The sequence below is a fragment of the Bradyrhizobium sp. WBOS08 genome (genome assembly GCF_024585125.1).
Classification (GTDB): Bacteria; Pseudomonadota; Alphaproteobacteria; order Rhizobiales; family Xanthobacteraceae; genus Bradyrhizobium; species Bradyrhizobium japonicum_B.
The window spans coordinates 3,821,710-3,836,563 of the sequence record NZ_CP028988.1 but is presented as its reverse complement, the minus strand read 5'-3'; the positions used below and the strand labels follow the sequence as shown (position 1 = coordinate 3,836,563).

General features: G+C 63.7%; 16 protein-coding genes. 5 read left to right on the top strand and 11 right to left on the bottom strand.

Annotated elements, in window-relative coordinates:
* Positions 1 to 179 precede the first annotated feature (179 nt).
* From tolB to DCM80_RS18230, 5 genes are all read right to left on the bottom strand, one after another.
* Positions 180 to 1,529: a Tol-Pal system beta propeller repeat protein TolB gene (gene tolB, locus DCM80_RS18250; RefSeq protein WP_257197972.1), complete on the bottom strand. Its 1,350-nt coding sequence runs from the start codon at positions 1,527 to 1,529 to the stop codon at positions 180 to 182.
* 41 nt (positions 1,530 to 1,570) lie between these two features.
* A complete protein-coding gene (locus tag DCM80_RS18245; RefSeq protein WP_257192954.1) occupies positions 1,571 to 2,530 on the bottom strand; it encodes a protein TolA in 960 nt (319 codons plus the stop codon).
* 3 nt (positions 2,531 to 2,533) lie between these two features.
* Complete coding sequence (gene tolR, locus DCM80_RS18240) at positions 2,534 to 2,983, bottom strand: protein TolR (protein WP_014439796.1); 450 nt, start codon at positions 2,981 to 2,983, stop codon at positions 2,534 to 2,536.
* 43 nt (positions 2,984 to 3,026) lie between these two features.
* Positions 3,027 to 3,743 carry a protein TolQ gene (tolQ, locus tag DCM80_RS18235; RefSeq protein WP_028138400.1) on the bottom strand — a complete coding sequence of 239 codons (717 nt, stop codon included), beginning with the start codon at positions 3,741 to 3,743 and terminating at the stop codon, positions 3,027 to 3,029.
* Positions 3,744 to 4,341: 598 nt separating this feature from the next.
* Positions 4,342 to 5,109, bottom strand: a complete 768-nt coding sequence (locus DCM80_RS18230) for a serine acetyltransferase (RefSeq protein WP_257192953.1) — start codon at positions 5,107 to 5,109, stop codon at positions 4,342 to 4,344.
* 305 nt (positions 5,110 to 5,414) lie between these two features.
* Between DCM80_RS18230 and DCM80_RS18225 the strand changes: the two genes are divergently transcribed.
* Positions 5,415 to 6,578: an acyl-CoA desaturase gene (locus DCM80_RS18225; RefSeq protein WP_257192952.1), complete on the top strand. Its 1,164-nt coding sequence runs from the start codon at positions 5,415 to 5,417 to the stop codon at positions 6,576 to 6,578.
* A 160-nt stretch (positions 6,579 to 6,738) separates the two neighbouring features.
* Here DCM80_RS18225 and DCM80_RS18220 read toward each other — a convergent pair whose 3' ends face one another.
* The 4 genes from DCM80_RS18220 to DCM80_RS18205 form a co-directional block, all read right to left on the bottom strand.
* On the bottom strand, positions 6,739 to 7,230 hold the full coding sequence (locus DCM80_RS18220) for a DUF2852 domain-containing protein (protein ID WP_257176734.1): 492 nt from the start codon (positions 7,228 to 7,230) through the stop codon (positions 6,739 to 6,741).
* A gap of 120 nt (positions 7,231 to 7,350) precedes the next feature.
* Positions 7,351 to 8,091, bottom strand: a complete 741-nt coding sequence (locus DCM80_RS18215) for a TetR/AcrR family transcriptional regulator (RefSeq protein WP_028138405.1) — start codon at positions 8,089 to 8,091, stop codon at positions 7,351 to 7,353.
* Between the two features lie 189 nt (positions 8,092 to 8,280).
* Positions 8,281 to 8,646, bottom strand: a complete 366-nt coding sequence (locus DCM80_RS18210) for a YciI family protein (protein WP_257192950.1) — start codon at positions 8,644 to 8,646, stop codon at positions 8,281 to 8,283.
* Between the two features lie 57 nt (positions 8,647 to 8,703).
* Entirely contained in the window at positions 8,704 to 9,108 is a 405-nt protein-coding gene (locus tag DCM80_RS18205; RefSeq protein WP_257192949.1) for a YciI family protein, read from the bottom strand.
* 550 nt (positions 9,109 to 9,658) lie between these two features.
* Here DCM80_RS18205 and DCM80_RS18200 point away from each other — a divergent pair.
* From DCM80_RS18200 to DCM80_RS18185, 4 genes are all read left to right on the top strand, one after another.
* Positions 9,659 to 11,323 carry a PAS domain-containing methyl-accepting chemotaxis protein gene (locus DCM80_RS18200; RefSeq protein WP_257192948.1) on the top strand — a complete coding sequence of 555 codons (1,665 nt, stop codon included), beginning with the start codon at positions 9,659 to 9,661 and terminating at the stop codon, positions 11,321 to 11,323.
* A gap of 108 nt (positions 11,324 to 11,431) precedes the next feature.
* The gene (locus tag DCM80_RS18195; protein ID WP_257192947.1) at positions 11,432 to 12,220 is read left to right on the top strand and encodes an SDR family NAD(P)-dependent oxidoreductase; all 789 of its coding nucleotides are present in this window, start codon (positions 11,432 to 11,434) and stop codon (positions 12,218 to 12,220) included.
* Positions 12,221 to 12,346: 126 nt separating this feature from the next.
* Positions 12,347 to 12,781 (top strand): hypothetical protein, encoded by a 435-nt coding sequence (locus DCM80_RS18190; protein WP_257192945.1) that lies wholly within the window; start codon positions 12,347 to 12,349, stop codon positions 12,779 to 12,781.
* 537 nt (positions 12,782 to 13,318) lie between these two features.
* Positions 13,319 to 13,678 (top strand): hypothetical protein, encoded by a 360-nt coding sequence (locus DCM80_RS18185; protein WP_257197971.1) that lies wholly within the window; start codon positions 13,319 to 13,321, stop codon positions 13,676 to 13,678.
* 106 nt (positions 13,679 to 13,784) lie between these two features.
* On the opposite strand, the gene DCM80_RS18180 is transcribed toward DCM80_RS18185, so the two are convergent.
* Both DCM80_RS18180 and DCM80_RS18175 read right to left on the bottom strand, forming a co-directional pair.
* Complete coding sequence (locus tag DCM80_RS18180) at positions 13,785 to 14,195, bottom strand: VOC family protein (RefSeq protein WP_257192944.1); 411 nt, start codon at positions 14,193 to 14,195, stop codon at positions 13,785 to 13,787.
* A gap of 30 nt (positions 14,196 to 14,225) precedes the next feature.
* Positions 14,226 to 14,765, bottom strand: a complete 540-nt coding sequence (locus DCM80_RS18175; protein ID WP_257192943.1) for an SRPBCC family protein — start codon at positions 14,763 to 14,765, stop codon at positions 14,226 to 14,228.
* Positions 14,766 to 14,854: the final 89 nt, after the last annotated feature.

Here is a 14,854-nt window from a genome sequence, read left to right as displayed (position 1 = left end):
CTGAGGGAACATCGTTAAAGTCGAGTTGTTTTTCGGTAATGCCGAACAAATTCCAGCTTAAAAATCAAGCAATTAGGCAAGCCTTGCCGGGCACAAGGTGAAGAAAGGCTTACCCGCCTCGTCGAAAGTGAGAAAATCGGCGCGATTTTCGAAAAGATCGCGCGTTCCGAACCCGCGCCCTATTGACCCGCCGTCGAGGACAGCAACGGCGACCAGGCCGGGTCGGACGCGAAGCCCGGCGTCGGCACCTTGAGTTCGTTGCGACCGGAGATGTCGACGCTGTACAGCGAGGGCCCGCCATTGCCGCCGGGGTCGCGGAAGAACATCAGCACGCGGCCGTTCGGGGAGAAGGTCGGACCTTCATTGTGGAAGCCGGAAGTCAGCAGCCGCTCGCCGGAGCCGTCGGGCTTCATGACGCCGATCGCGAACTGCCCGCCGCCTTGCCGGGTGAAGGCGATGTAGTCGCCCTTCGGCGACCACACCGGCGTCGAATAGCTGGCGTTGGTGTCGTCCTTGGAGAAGGAGATGCGCTGCGCCTGCCCGCCGCCCGCCGCCATCACGTAGATCTGCGACCGGCCGCCGCGATCGGACTCGAAGCAGATGCGGGTGCCGTCCGGTGAATAGGACGGCGAGGTGTCGATCGCCGGCGTGTCGGTGAGGCGGGTGGTCGAGCGCGAGCGCAGATCCATCACGAACAGGTTGGAATTGCCGCCCTGCTGCAGGCTCATGATGACGCGCTGGCCGTCCGGCGAGAAGCGCGGCGCAAAGGTCATGCCCGGGAAGTTGCCGACGATCTCGCGCTGGCCGGTCTCGATGTTGAAGAGATAGACCTTCGGATCGCCCTGGCCGAACTCCATATAGGTGATCTCTTGCGAGTTCGGCGAGAAGCGCGGCGTCAGCACGAGGTCGGAGCCGCGGGTCAGATAGCGCACGTTGGCGCCGTCCTGGTCCATCATCGCCAGTCGCTTGACGCGGCGCTCCTTCGGGCCGCTTTCGTCCACGAACACCACGCGGCTGTCGAAATAGCCCTTCTCGCCGGTCATCCGCTCGTAGATCTGGTCGGAGATGATGTGGGCGATACGGCGCCAATATTCCGGCGAGGTGAAATATTGCTGGCCGGCGAGCTGCTGGCCGGAGATCACGTCCCACAGGCGGAATTCGGCTTTCAGCCGGCCGTCGGGCTGCCGCGTCATGCGGCCGGTGACGAGGGCCTGCGCGTTCAGCGTCTTCCAGTTCTGGAATTGCGGCGCGACGTCCATGTTGCTGATGCGCTCGATGAAGGCGGCCTGATCGATCGGCGCGAACAGGCCCGAGCGCTTGAGATTGTTGGTGATGACCTGCGTGACGCCGTTGCCGACGTCGCCGTCGGAGGGTGAGCCGGGCAGGAAGTTGGTGATCGCGATCGGAATCGGCTGGAATGCCGTGGGATCGATGCGCAGGCGCCCCTCCTGCCCTTGAGCGAAGGCGCGTCCGCTTCCGAGCATCGCAAGCGTCGATCCGGTCAGCGTCATGAAGCGGCGGCGGTTCATCGATCGGACGTCATTCATTGGAAAATTCTTTTGTTCGGATGTCACAACATGTCTTTCAGGCCGAAAGTCATCGGAATGAGCTTCCAGCTCTCGTACTGCTGCTTCGGCATGAACGAATAGACCTGACACTGCACGATGGCGCGCTTGGCACTCTCGGCAATGGCCTGAGCAATCGAGCGGGACGGTCCACGCACGGCGACGACGATCGGCTCCGAAGCCAGCGATCCGTCGATCTTCATGGGAATGTCGATGTCGGCCTCGTACTGATCGGCATCCTGGCCGTTATAGGTGGGCGTGAAGCAGCGCTTGACTGCGCCCTGGAACGCACCGCGCCACGTCGCGACATTGTTGGCGGCGGTCCCTGTCGCAGCTCCCAGCGAGGCCGATGCATTCAGCGCCGAGCCGGTCTGCTCGTGCCGGGTCGCGGCGCGCTTGTCGAGATCACGCTGGATCTGGGCGGGATCGAAGGTGCGCTCCTTCGGCTTCGGCTGCTGCTGCGGCTGCACCGCCGCGACCTTCTGCTCCACGGGCTTGGGCGGCGGCTTCTTGGTGTCCAGCTTCTTCTGCAGTTCGGCGATCGGATCTTCCTTGGCCGGATCAGGCTTTTTCTCCTGCGGCTTCGGCTCTTCCTTCGGCTTCGCCTCGGCCACGGGCTTGGGTGGCTCGGGCTTCTTCTCGACCGGCTTCTCGACAGGCTTTGGTGGCGGCTCCGGCTGCGAATTGGTCTTGATCAGCTCTTTCTTCTCGGTGACCTTGCCGACGGCGTCGTCCTCCGGCTTGGGCTCCGCGATCTTCTCGACCTTCGGCTTCGGCTCTTCCTTCTTGCCGGTCTTCTGCCCGGCCATCATCTTGGCGAGTTGATCGGTGGAGATGATGTCGACCGGCAGCGACTCCTCAGGCGCGATGTAGGCCTTGCTGCTGAAGGTGACGAGCCCCCATCCCAGCACGAGGACGTGGAGGGCAATCGACGCAACGAGTGTCTTGTCGACGTTCACCTTCACCGCTTACCCCTGATCCGCTTCCGTGACGAGGGCGAGCTTCTTGAATCCGGCGCCGGACAACAGGCCCATCACCTTGGCCACCGTGCCGTAATCCGCCTTCTTGTCGGCGCGCAGATAGATGCGTTCCTCGAGCCCGCCGCGCGCCTCCGTGATCGCCTTCAGCTTGGGAATCAGCTCGTTGATGGCGATCTCGGAATCGTTGATGAACACCTTGCCCTTGATGTCGACCGACATCTGGATCGGCTTCTGGTCGTTGTTCTCGAGGCTCTTGGCCTGGGTCTGCGGCAGGTCGAGCGGCACGCCGACCGTGAGCATCGGCGCCGACACCATGAAGATGATGAGCAGCACCAGCATCACGTCGACCATCGGCGTGACGTTGATCTCGGCCACGACGGGCTTGCGCCGGCCTCGGCGCCCGCCGCCGCCGGACGAACTCGCAACGTTCATCGCCATGATCGCGTGCCCAAATTGCCCTTCACACTATACATGCCGCCGGTCAGCCCCGCTCGTCGATCTGACGCGACAGAATGGCGGAAAATTCATCGGCGAAGCCTTCCAGCCGCTGGGCCTGCCGGTTTACCTCGGACGTGAACTTATTGTAGAAGATAGTGGCGGGAATGGCGGCGATAAGGCCGACCGCGGTCGCAAACAGCGCCTCCGCGATGCCCGGCGCCACCACCGCCAGAGAGGTATTTTTCGACGCCGCGATCGACTGGAAGCTCGACATGATGCCCCAGACCGTGCCGAACAGGCCGACGAAGGGGCCGGCGGAGCCGACGGTGGCGAGCACCAGCAGGCGGCGTTCCAGCCGCTCGACCTCGCGGGCGATCGAGACGTTCATGACCTTGTCGATGCGCATCTGCAGGCCCGCGACCGAGCGGGCATGGCTCTCGAACGACCGTTTCCACTCGCGCATCGCCGCGACGAAGCACGCCGCCATCGAATGCGTCGGCTTGGCCGAGAGCGTGCGATAGAGCTCCTCGATCGATTCGCCGGACCAGAACGCCTGCTCGAAGCGGTCCATCGAGCGGCGGGTGCGGGCAAACAGGAAGATCTTGTCGATGGCGATGGCCCAGACCCAGACCGAGCAGGCCAGAAGCCCCAGCATCACCGCTTTCACGATCCAGTGAGCCTGCCAGAACAGCGCGATCAGCGACACGTCCGCGGAAGCGGCAACCGGAAGGGCTGACTGAGCCACGTCGGCCGGATTCATAAGCAGCATCCTCTCAAGGCGATCGTTACCCGATGTGCCGGCCAGCAAATGGCTGCCGGTTCCCCAATGACCGCGCACCAACCGGCGCGGCCGGCAAGCCCGCTCAAAGCCTTGTCTTTCGGGGGTGCAGGGGCTCGTCCAAAGCCGGCCGCCTGCATTCCCTGCCAAGATGTCAAAACTATGGGCCTTTGGCCCCGGGCCTTGACGGGCCTCGGCTTCGGGCTTTGGGCGCGACTGCCCGCCCTTACCAGAGCCCGGCGTTGGTTAATGCGAGGTTACCAGGGGTGAATTGGGCGGCGGAAAAGGCAGACCGCGCAGGCGGTTGGCGTCCGGACGAGCTCTGTCCGTACCTGGATGCACCGCAACGCCCCTGAATTGCGGTGCTGAACCCGGACCCAGGGGGAGATGGTCTACCGGCATCACGTCGCGGTGCTGGATGCGCCGGGCCAGACCAGCTCGGAGCCGGTCACGCCGCAGCACGGCGGCGAGGGCCGCCGCCGCGCGGCCTGAATCAACGACAAATCGTCGGGGCAGGCCTCGGCGACCATGCCTTGGCTCCGGTCGGGCCGCTCGCCACGCCGCTTGATGTGTTCGCGTCTCAAGCCGCCGGCGCGGGCTCGGGGCAGTTGGTCAATCGTGCGGGATTTCCGACCGCGGTGCAGCAGGCGGGAACGTCCGAGGTCACGACCGTGTCGGCGCCGATCCTGGCGCCATCGCCAATCCGGACATCGCCCAAAATGGTCGCGCCTGCACCGATGAACACGCCATGGCCGATGCGCGGCGAGCGTGTCGGCAGCTCATTGCTGCGGCCGATGCTGACATTCTGGAGGATGGTGACCTCGTCGCCGATCACGACGTTGGCGCCGATCACAATGCCAGTGGCATGATCGAGATAGACGGACGCGCCGATGCTGGCCGCCGGATGAATGCTGACTTGCAGGACGTTCGACGCCTCATTCTGAAACAGCAGCGCCGCATCGCGTTGGTCGCGATGCCAGAGCCAGTTCGAGACGCGCCAGGCTTGCAGCGCGACATAACCCTTGAAGTGCAGCAGCGGCGCCAACAGGCCGGCGATGGCCGGATCGTTGCGCACGATGGCCTGCAAGTCGCGGCCGGCCGCTTCGGTCAGCTCCGGCGAAAAGTGAAAAGCGTCGCGGGAAAAGCCAGCGAAGCGCGCCTGCCCTGCGGGATTACCGCCGAGCCTGCGCCCGATGAGATCGGCCAGAGCAACCGCAAGACCGTCATGCGCGAGGACGGCCTCGGCGAGCGATCTGCCGAAGACCGGATCGGACGCAGCCGCACGCTGCGCCTCACCACGAATCTGCTGCCACAGGCGATCGTTCGTCGCGTTCACAGCTGCCGTCATCGCCGCCTCCGATGTGGGGCTTCCTGCAGGTCTCAAACATAGTCCGCGCGCCCCCTCCGCACCAGGCCGCGGCAACCTGAGCAGCATGCCGCAGCTCCCCGTGAGGCTACGAGCTTGCATGCCAGGCATTCGCAACCATATAGTCAGTCGAATCGTCGGCCGATGCTGCCTTGGCCGAAATGTCCATGCAAAGCAGCTCGTGCAAGCCCCGCGGTGGTCCGCCATCCGCGGGGTTTTCGTATCCGGCGGCCCTCACTGCTGCCGACACGAATCCCGCATCCCAATACCTGAGGTCACGCCAAGACATGTCGCCCAACGCGCCCGCCGACGACCACCACGACGACATCATGTATCCCTCCGCCGTGCCGTTCCTGCTGGTCCATCTCGGCTGCGTTGCAGCGATCTGGTCGGGCGTCACATGGCAGGCCGTCGCAATCTGCGTCTCGTTGTACATCGCGCGGATGTTCGGCGTCTGCGCCGGCTACCATCGCTATTTCTCGCATCGGGCGTACGCGACCAGCCGGACGTTCCAGTTCATGCTGGCGTGCCTGGCGCAAAGCAGCGCGCAAAAGAGCGTGCTGTGGTGGGCTGCCAAGCACCGGCACCATCATCTGCATTCGGACACCGAGAGCGACGTGCACTCGCCGCGTCATCGCGGCTTCCTGTACAGCCATCTCGGCTGGATCTTCTACCGCCGGCACGATGCGACCGACCTCGTCAAGGTCGGCGATCTCTCGGCCTATCCGGAGCTGATGTGGCTGCATCGGCTCGAGCTGCTGCCGGCGATCGTGCTTGCGGCGCTCTGCTTCCTGGTCGCGGGATGGTCGGGTCTGGTGGTCGGCTTCCTGTGGAGCACGGTGCTGCTCTATCACGCCACCTTCTGCATCAATTCGCTCGCCCATGTGCATGGACGCAAGCGCTACGTGACCGGCGATGATTCCCGCAACAACTGGCTGCTGGCGCTGTTCACCCTGGGTGAAGGCTGGCACAACAATCACCACGCCTACCAGAGCAGCGTGCGTCAGGGCTTCCGCTGGTGGGAGATCGACATCACCTATTACGTGCTCAAAGTGCTGTCCTGGCTCGGGATCGTCTGGAACATGAAAGCGCCGCCCGAACAGGTGCTGCGCAACGAGCAGCCGCTCGGCGCCCGGGTCATCAAGCGGGCTGCCATCGAGCTCGCCGAACGGTTCGATGCCCAGAAGCTGGCGCATGCGATCTCCTCGGCGCGGCGTCGGGCCGATCTCGCCCAGCTGCAACTGCCGACGCTGCACGAGATCCTCAATCGCGCGCATGACGGCGTGGACGCACTGACACACCTGCATCTGCCGAAGATACCGACCCGCGATGAGTTTCTCACTGAAGCCAGGGCGATCTTCGCGCGAACACGATCGCTCAACGAGATCGTGGATCACGCCTACGCGCACTTCCTGGCTTCGGTGCAGGCCCAGCTCGTGACAGTGCGCTGAACGCTCGGGGTCATGCGCCTTCGATCAAACGGATCGGGGCCGTGCCCACGTTCCCAAAGCCAAACCGCCCGCCTGCGGGTTGCGCAGACGGACGGCTCGGGGCCATCAGGACTTTGGGGGCATGCGCCTGAGGGCTTTGAGAGGTGTCAGGCCTTGAAGGTCAGCCCTGCTGCTGGTCGGTCGGCGGCGGGGTCGGACGGGTCTTGTGCTGTGCCATGAACTGGTCAAACTCTTCCTTGTCCTTGGCGTGACGCAGACGGTCGAGGAAGTTCCTGAACTCGACCTGCTCTTCCTCGAGCCGGCGCAGCGTTTCAGAGCGGTACTCGTCGAAGGCGCGGTTGCCGGAGGACGGCGGGCCGAAGCCAAAGCCGAAGCCGCTGCGCTCCATGCGGCCGCGCATGCGGTCCATCTTGTACTGCATCCGCTCCATCTTGTTCTGCCAGCGATCCTGGTTGCTCCAGCACGACATTCTTCTGCTCCCGAGTGTGAAAAAGAGAAGGGCAAGTCCGATCGGCCACCAGATGATGAAGCCGAGGATGGTCACGGCGATCCAGCCGGGATGCCAGGGCGTATCGAGCATGCGGGGACGCTCGTACCGTTGGTATTGGTCCGAAGGGCCGCGCCAGCGATTGACGTCAGCGGTGTAGGCCATTTCCCATCTCCATCACGGCACCAGCGCCGTTGTGAATGTAAATAACATTTACATAGCTAAACCATCCATCGATTTTGTCAAGCTGGGCGCCAGACACGCCCGCGTGATGATTGCGTCAGTCTATTTCGGCTTGCCCCAGGGCCCCCCGGGCGGCACTCCGGAACCGGAGGATGCCTCCGGTGGCACCGGCGGCGGCTCGGCGCCTTTTGCCGGCGGGCGGCGATCGGTCGGGAAGCCGAGACCGCGCAGATAGATCAGAACCTCGGCCTCGAGCAGCTCGTCCGGAGACATCGGCAGTTTTCGCCGTGCCGCGTCGCCGCGGGAGAACAGCGAAGCCACGCCATGCGCCATGGTCCAGATGTGCAGCGCCATCATCATCGCCGGCGGCCGCGGCATGCCGGGAGGCGCAAGCGCTGCAAGCCGCTCGGCCGCGGCGCGAATGATGTTGAACGCCCGCTCGCTCGCGGCCTGCAGCGCCGGATTGGCGTCGACCGGCAGACCGGACTCGAACATCGCGTTGTAGAAGGCCGGCTCCTCGCGGGCGAAGGCGAGATAGGCCTTGCCGACGCGTTCGAACGCGGTGACCGTGTCGGGACGGCCGTCGTCCCAGGCCGCGGTCAGGCGCGCCTCGAATTGCTCGAAGCCGCGCTGCGCAATCGAGGACAGCAGCTCGTCACGGTCGCGGAAATGCCGGTAGGGCGCCGCCGCGCTGACGCCGGCCATGCGTGCGGCATCGGCGAAGGTGAAGCCGGCCGCGCCCTTCTCGGCGATCAGCCCGAGAGCGGCCTGCAGCAGGGCCTCCTTCAGATTGCCGTGGTGATAGCCGCGCTCGGCGCGGCGCTGTTCCTTGCGCCAGCTCATGTGAACGAGCTTTACATGAGGCGGGCGCGAAGGTCACTAGCGGCGGCCGAGTTTGATTAACCGTATCCTCCGCAGTCATTCCGGGGCGATGCGCCAGCATCGAACTCCGGTGCGCGTTCGCGCACCTGAGAATCTCGAGATCCCCTGTTCGGTCCTGCGGACCGCCGCGGAATGTCGATCCACTCGAACCTACATCTGCGGAATCGGCAAGACAGGCATGACCTCGATCGCCTCGCCCGGGAAGATCGCAAAGTGCGGATGGTTCTCGAACAGCTTGGCAGCCTCCTCTTGCGAGGCAGCGCGCACCACCGTGAAGCCGGTCAGTGCGTTGCTGATCTCGGTGATGCCGCTTCCGTCGATCCTGCGGGTCTTGCCGAGCGGGCCGCCCAGCTCGACGATGACGTCCTTGTGCTTCTCGACCCAGCCATGCCAGGCGGCCATGCCCTCGCGCTCTCTGGCCTTCCGTTCGGCCTCTGGCATCGCGTTCCAGGCCTTCATCTTTCCGCCGCTCGTGTCGCCGAGATAGACGGCGAGGAATTTGTGTTCGGTGCTCATCGGTCTCTCCTTTGGTGATGTGTTGCTGACGGCCGCGATCCGATCGCGACACCGCCGCTATGTCTTCAGGTCGCCGAAACCGGCCGCGGCGGCCTGCACGTCAGGCGGAAAGTCGGCCAGCTCCTGCACCTGCCGGATCTCGATGATTTCGTTCGGCGAGGCCGGGCACTGCTTTGCCCAGGCAATCGCCTCGGCCCGCGAGGCAACCTCGATCATCCAATATCCGCCCAGGACTTCCTTGGCCTCGGCGAACGGGCCGTCGGTGACGATGGGCTTGCCGGTCGCAAACGAAACCCGTGCGCCCATCGACGGCGGATGCAGGCCGTCGAGCGTGATCAGCACGCCTGCATCCTTCAGCGCCTCGTTGTAGCGCATCATCGCCGCGACCCGCTCGGGATCGAGCTGGACGTCCGGCGGCGCGGTTTCGTAACCGAGCGGGATCATCAGCATCATGAATCGCATGGGTCGTGTCCTGGGTCGTGTCCTGGATCGTGGCCTGGGTGGTGGCCTGGCTTCTGCGTGGTTCCGGGAGGCGCAGGCCCGCTTGCCTTCAAGACGAATGAACTCGCGCGGGACCGACATGCCCCGCGGAATAATCCGGAAGGCCCGGCGCCGGGGGCCTAGCGCGGCTCCGATCGTCGGCCAATGCGTTGGCGACCCGCTGCCCGCCGCTGGCAAGATGGGTGGCGACTCCCAGTCGTCGGAGATTGCGGGTCTCCTCCGTAACGTTCCCTGGAAGATTACTTGCACCCTACCGAGCCAACATCACCCGCCACGACGCAATTGCGTGTGAAAAATAATGCCGTGCATTCCCGTACAATTGCGGCCCGTCTTATGAACTGCGCCGTGCATATGGAGCGAGAATGCCAACAGGTTGAAATAGATAGCCCATGCACGTGGAATTACGGAGAGGCAGCAAGGGTTTACAATTGATCAACAGGCCCATGCAACTTTTGGTCTCAGGGGACGATATGGCGCTGTCGATTCACTTTGATCATTGCGGGGGACTTACGTGTTCAATTTCCAGAGTAAGAAGGTCAGGCACGCGATCGCGGAGGTCGAGGCGCTCGATCGGTCGCAGGCCGTGATCGAATTCGGTCTTGACGGCACCATCCTCGATGCCAATGAAAACCTGCTCAAGATGAGCGGCTACACGCTGGCCGAGATCAAAGGCAAGCACCACAGCATCTTCGTCAGCCCCGCCGAGCGCGAGAGCGCGCGCTACCGCGACTTTTGGGCCAGCCTGAACCGCGGCGAGTTCCAGACCACGCAATACAAGCGTTTCGGCAAGGGCGGCAAGGAAATCTGGGTCCATGCGTCCTATGCGCCGCTGCGCGACGAGAACGGCAAGGTGGTCAGCTTCATCAAGTTCGCCACTGACATCACGGCGTACAAGATCAAGACCATGGAGGATTCCGGCAAGATCGCCGCGGTGAACCGCGCGCAGGCCGTGATCGAGTTCCAGATGGACGGCACCATCATCAGCGCCAACGAGAACTTCCTGAATGCGATGGGCTATTCGCTCGACGAGATCAAGGGCAAGCATCACAGCATGTTCGTGACGCCCGAGGATCGCGCGAGTGCCGGCTATGCCGCGTTCTGGGCCAAGCTGAACCGCGGCGAGTTCGAGGCCGCCGAATACAAGCGGCTGGGCAAGGGCGGCAAGGAGATCTGGATCATCGCCACCTACAATCCCATCCTCGACGAGAACGGCAAGCCGTTCAAGGTGGTCAAGTTCGCAACCGATGTCACTGCGCAGAAGATGAAGGCGGCCGACAATGACGGCCAACTCGCCGCGATCCAGAAATCGCAGGCAGTGATCGAGTTCAACATGGACGGAACGATCCGCACCGCCAACGAGAATTTCCTCAAGGCGATGGGCTATTCGCTGGCCGAGATCAAGGGCCAGCACCATTCCATGTTCGTAGAGCCGAGCGAGAAGAATTCGCCGGCTTATCGCCAGTTCTGGGAGACCCTTAGCCGGGGCGAATACCAGGCCGCAGAGTACAAGCGCATCGCCAAGGGCGGCCGGGAGATCTGGATACAGGCGTCGTACAACCCGATCTTCGATCTCAACGGTAAGCCCTACAAGGTGGTGAAATACGCCACCGACATCACCGCGCAGGCGATCGGCCGCAAGAAGGCCGACAACGCGCGCGGGCTGATCGAGGCGGTCGCGGCCGGCAGCGAGCAGATGAGCGCCTCGATCCGCGAGATCTCGGAGACCATGGCGAAGTCACGCGAAAATTCCAAAGTCGCGACCACCCGCGTCGAATCCGCCGACGGCCAGGCCCAGAAGCTGACCGCGGCCGCACAGGCCATGAGCGGCATCGTCGAGATGATCTCCGGCATCACCAGCCAGATCAATTTGCTCGCGCTCAACGCCACGATCGAATCGGCCCGAGCGGGTGAAGCCGGCCGCGGTTTTGCCGTGGTCGCCTCCGAGGTGAAGAATCTTGCAAGTCAAGCCAAGCAGGCGACGGATACGATCACGTCCGAAATCGACGCGCTGAATACCATTTCCGGCGACGTCGCCAGCTCCCTGACCGCGATCAAGGTCGCGATCGCCGGCGTCAACGAGTTCATTGCCTCCACCGCCGCCGCGGTCGAGGAGCAGAGCATCGTGACGTCGGATATGTCGGCCAATATGCAGCGCGCCTCGGCGGAGCTTTCGTAGGAAAACGACCGTTATCGATCTCCGTCCTTCTTGCCGGCATGAAAGCGCAGTAAAAGGCGCTGGCCGCCCGTGCGGCTTCCGTTTCCGACAGAAGGACAAGATTCGCCCATGCCTGCCTCTCCGCAAAAAGTCGCCCTCGTCACCGGAGCCGCGCGCGGCATCGGGCTTGCGACCGCGAAAAAGTTCCTGGCCGAGGGCTGGCGCGTGGCGCTGCTCGACATCGAGGGCGAGTTGCTCGGCCGGACGGTCGCCGAGATCGACCAGAGCGAGGCGACGCTGGCGCTGACCTGCGACGTCTCGGACGCAGCCGCGGTCGCCGCGGCGATGGCGGAGGTCGAGCGCCGGTTCGGCCGGCTCGATGCGCTCGTCAACAATGCCGGCATCGCGGTGTTCGCACCGCTGATGGAGACGTCCGAGACCGATTGGCGCCGCGTGCTCGACGTCAACCTCACCGGCCCCTTCCTCTGCACCCAGGCCGCAGTGCCCTTGATGCGCGAGGGCCATGGCGGCGCCATCGTCAACATCACCTCGATCTCGGCGGTACGCGCCTCGACGCTGCGCTCGGCCTACGGCACCAGCAAGGCCGGGCTCGCGCACCTGACCAAGCAGCTCGCGGTCGAGCTTGCCTCGCTCAACATCCGCGTCAACGCGGTCGCGCCGGGGCCGGTCGACACGGCGATGGCCAAGCAGGTGCACACCAGGGAGATCCGCGCCGACTATCATGACGCGATTCCGCTCAACCGCTACGGCCTGGAGGAGGAGCTTGCGGAAGCGATCTACTTCCTGTGCTCGGCAAGTGCGAGCTACATCACCGGCCAAATTTTGGCCGTTGATGGCGGCTTCGATGCAGCCGGCATCGGCCTGCCGACGCTGCGCGGTCAGAGGCGGAACGGGTAGGTACAGATGTTGTAGTTGTAGGGTGGGCAAAGGCGCGCGAGCGCCGTGCCCACCACATCGCTGCGGTGGGCACGCTGCGCTTTGCCCACCCTACGAAACTACGAAACCGAGCTGTTGGAGTGCTCCATGCGACGCGCTTTCGTCAAAGCCCTGATGCTCACATCGGCACTCCTTGCGATCACGCCCGCCGCCGCTGAAATCCGCATCATCCAGTCGCCGGGCGGACAAGTAGGGCCGTTCCTCGATTTGTTCGAGAAGGTGCGCGACAGCGGTGAGCGCGTGGTGATCGACGGCCCTTGCCTGTCTGCCTGCACACTGGTGCTGAGCGTCGTGCCGGAAGCGCGCATCTGCGTCACCAAGCGTGCCGTGCTCGGCTTCCATGCGGCGCGTTCGGTCGACCGGCGCGGGCGCCTTTATGCCGAACCGGAAGCATCGGTCGCGGTGCTTGCTGCCTATCCCGGCCCGGTCCGCGACTGGATCAGCCGCCGCGGCGGGCTCAGCTCGCGATTGCTTCTGCTCAAGGGCCGTGATCTCGCCGCGATCTATCCGCGCTGCCGCTGACGAATTCGCCAGAAGCACGAAGGCGACATGAATGAGCTCTTATGTGAACCGCGTCACATCAAAGGCATTGGCGGGGCTGGCCCAAGGCCATACGGCAGGTTCCCTGTGCTCGCACCCATGTGCGCACGGGGTCTCTGCGCCATCACGCTTGGGCTGCCTTCAATAAAGCGTCTGAATCACCGGCACCAGCTTCATGCTGACGCAGATAAGCATTCCCCATAGGGCAAAATTGATCTGTAGCGCCGCCGCCATCGGTCGCTCCCCTTCAAGTGACGTCCACCCCAGCTTTTTAGATTTTATGAATCACCAATAGCGATTCTGACGGGCAGATCACAGCCCAATATTGCGTCAATTGTTGTGCGATGCAGTTCGTCTGGTTTCACGAAGCGGCCTCACTGCTCGCGCAAAGTCATGCGAATCGTGAGTTCATTGCTCGGCCATGCCGGCCCACTCGTTTGCCTTAAGTTCCACTTGACCGACGCTGTGCAAGTTTCCTGTGCGCGCTTGCGCATTGCGCGACGAAATCTGGGTCCGGCATTGATGCGAAACGGCTTTATCTTGCTCACTTTCTGCACAGCGCTGCTGGGGTGTGCAGTCGCGCCGGCGCAGGAGCGTCGTCCGATCGCAAGGGATGGCCTCGGCCAAGATCCGAACAAGAGGGCCAGACGCCCTCATATCGCGAAGCCGCGCGCCACAAATCCCGCGCCCGCGGCAAGCGATCCCAATCAGGAGCGGCAACGTGTGCTCGACACCTTGCAGCCATACTCCGAGGCGTGGTGGGCGGTTCACGACGAGATCGAAGCGGAGAACGACAGGCAGCTCAGCACCAAGCTCGTGATCTGCCCCCGCTGTGTTCAGCCGCGGCAGGACGAAGACGTGACCGGATCGACCCGCTGAGCGAGATCACGACGGGTTCGATCATGACGGGCCCGTGCGTCCCCTCTCACGCAGAGATGGAGAGAGGGGATCGCGGCTCGACCGATCAGGCATGCGGTCGCGGGCGTCACATTTCTTCCGGACAATTCACCATCCAGGGAATGCCGAACTTGTCGACGCACATGCCGAAGCCCTTGGCCCAGAAGGTCTTGCTGAACGGCATGGTGACGGTGCCGCCCTCGGCGAGCGCGTTGAACTTGCGCTCGCCATCGGCGGGATCCTTGACCGTGAACGAGATCGAAAAGCCTTGCGGCTTGCTGAAATGCTCCGGCGGCACGTCGGACGCCATCAGCACGCTGCCGTCGGGCAGCGACATCCGTGCATGCATGATCATGTTCTCGCGGCCGGGCGCCGCGGGCATGTCCGGCGGCGCGTCCGACGAGCGCATCATCGCGTCGACCTTGCCGCCGAGAACCTTGGCGTAGTGATTGAACGCCGCTTCGCAAGTGTCTTGATAGAACAGATACGGATTGAGCATTGTTTCTCTCCTCTTCGTTTGCGGTGAGGCTTAGTGCTTCTCGGTCAGCTGCTTCAGGCTGGCGAGACCGGTCTCGAAATCCTTGCCGATCATGCTGTCCATGTTGATGAAGACTTGCATGATCTTGGATATGAACGGGGCCGGACCGTACATCGCCCATGTGACCAGAGTGGCATCGCCTTGCGGCACAAAGGTGAACTCGGCGGTATTGTGCCCCTCGAACGGCCGTTCGAAATCGAGCTTGATGCGAAGCTTGGACGGCCCGTTCGCCTCGAGGATCTCCATACGGCCGGCGCCGACATTGTTGTTGCCGTCCCAGGCATAGGTCGCGCCCTTGCCTTCCGCAGCTCCACCGAAGCTGCGCTTCATGGCGGGGTCGCGGTTCTCATAGGGGGACCAGCCGGTCCAGCGGCGGAAATCGGCGACCTCGAGATAGATCGCACCGGCCGGCGCCTTCACGGCGAGGCTGCGCTCGACGCGGAGGGTGTCGGGTTTTGTCAGCGCGAAGACGAGGATGCCCGCAAGTCCGGCGACGAGCAGGATGGCGATGATGGCAATGGCTTTTAACATGGGGGGCTCCGTGGATACGGGCCTAGGACGAACGGGAATGGCAAGGGCCGACACATTGCCGAAACGAATTTTCGACCGTGCCGCGTCAC

Bases quoted from the DNA above. Each gene is read 5' to 3' on its own strand.
- DCM80_RS18190 (WP_257192945.1), top strand. From the start codon at position 12,347: ATGCGACGCGCTTTCGTCAAAGCCCTGATGCTCACATCGGCACTCCTT.
- DCM80_RS18225 (WP_257192952.1), top strand. From the start codon at position 5,415: ATGTCGCCCAACGCGCCCGCCGACGACCACCACGACGACATCATGTAT.
- DCM80_RS18180 (WP_257192944.1), bottom strand. From the start codon at position 14,195: ATGCTCAATCCGTATCTGTTCTATCAAGACACTTGCGAAGCGGCGTTC.
- DCM80_RS18220 (WP_257176734.1), bottom strand. From the start codon at position 7,230: ATGGCCTACACCGCTGACGTCAATCGCTGGCGCGGCCCTTCGGACCAA.
- DCM80_RS18195 (WP_257192947.1), top strand. From the start codon at position 11,432: ATGCCTGCCTCTCCGCAAAAAGTCGCCCTCGTCACCGGAGCCGCGCGC.
- tolQ (WP_028138400.1), bottom strand. From the start codon at position 3,743: ATGAATCCGGCCGACGTGGCTCAGTCAGCCCTTCCGGTTGCCGCTTCC.
- tolB (WP_257197972.1), bottom strand. From the start codon at position 1,529: ATGAACCGCCGCCGCTTCATGACGCTGACCGGATCGACGCTTGCGATG.
- DCM80_RS18230 (WP_257192953.1), bottom strand. From the start codon at position 5,109: ATGACGGCAGCTGTGAACGCGACGAACGATCGCCTGTGGCAGCAGATT.
- DCM80_RS18175 (WP_257192943.1), bottom strand. From the start codon at position 14,765: ATGTTAAAAGCCATTGCCATCATCGCCATCCTGCTCGTCGCCGGACTT.
- DCM80_RS18215 (WP_028138405.1), bottom strand. From the start codon at position 8,091: ATGAGCTGGCGCAAGGAACAGCGCCGCGCCGAGCGCGGCTATCACCAC.
- tolR (WP_014439796.1), bottom strand. From the start codon at position 2,983: ATGGCGATGAACGTTGCGAGTTCGTCCGGCGGCGGCGGGCGCCGAGGC.
- DCM80_RS18210 (WP_257192950.1), bottom strand. From the start codon at position 8,646: ATGAGCACCGAACACAAATTCCTCGCCGTCTATCTCGGCGACACGAGC.
- DCM80_RS18205 (WP_257192949.1), bottom strand. From the start codon at position 9,108: ATGCGATTCATGATGCTGATGATCCCGCTCGGTTACGAAACCGCGCCG.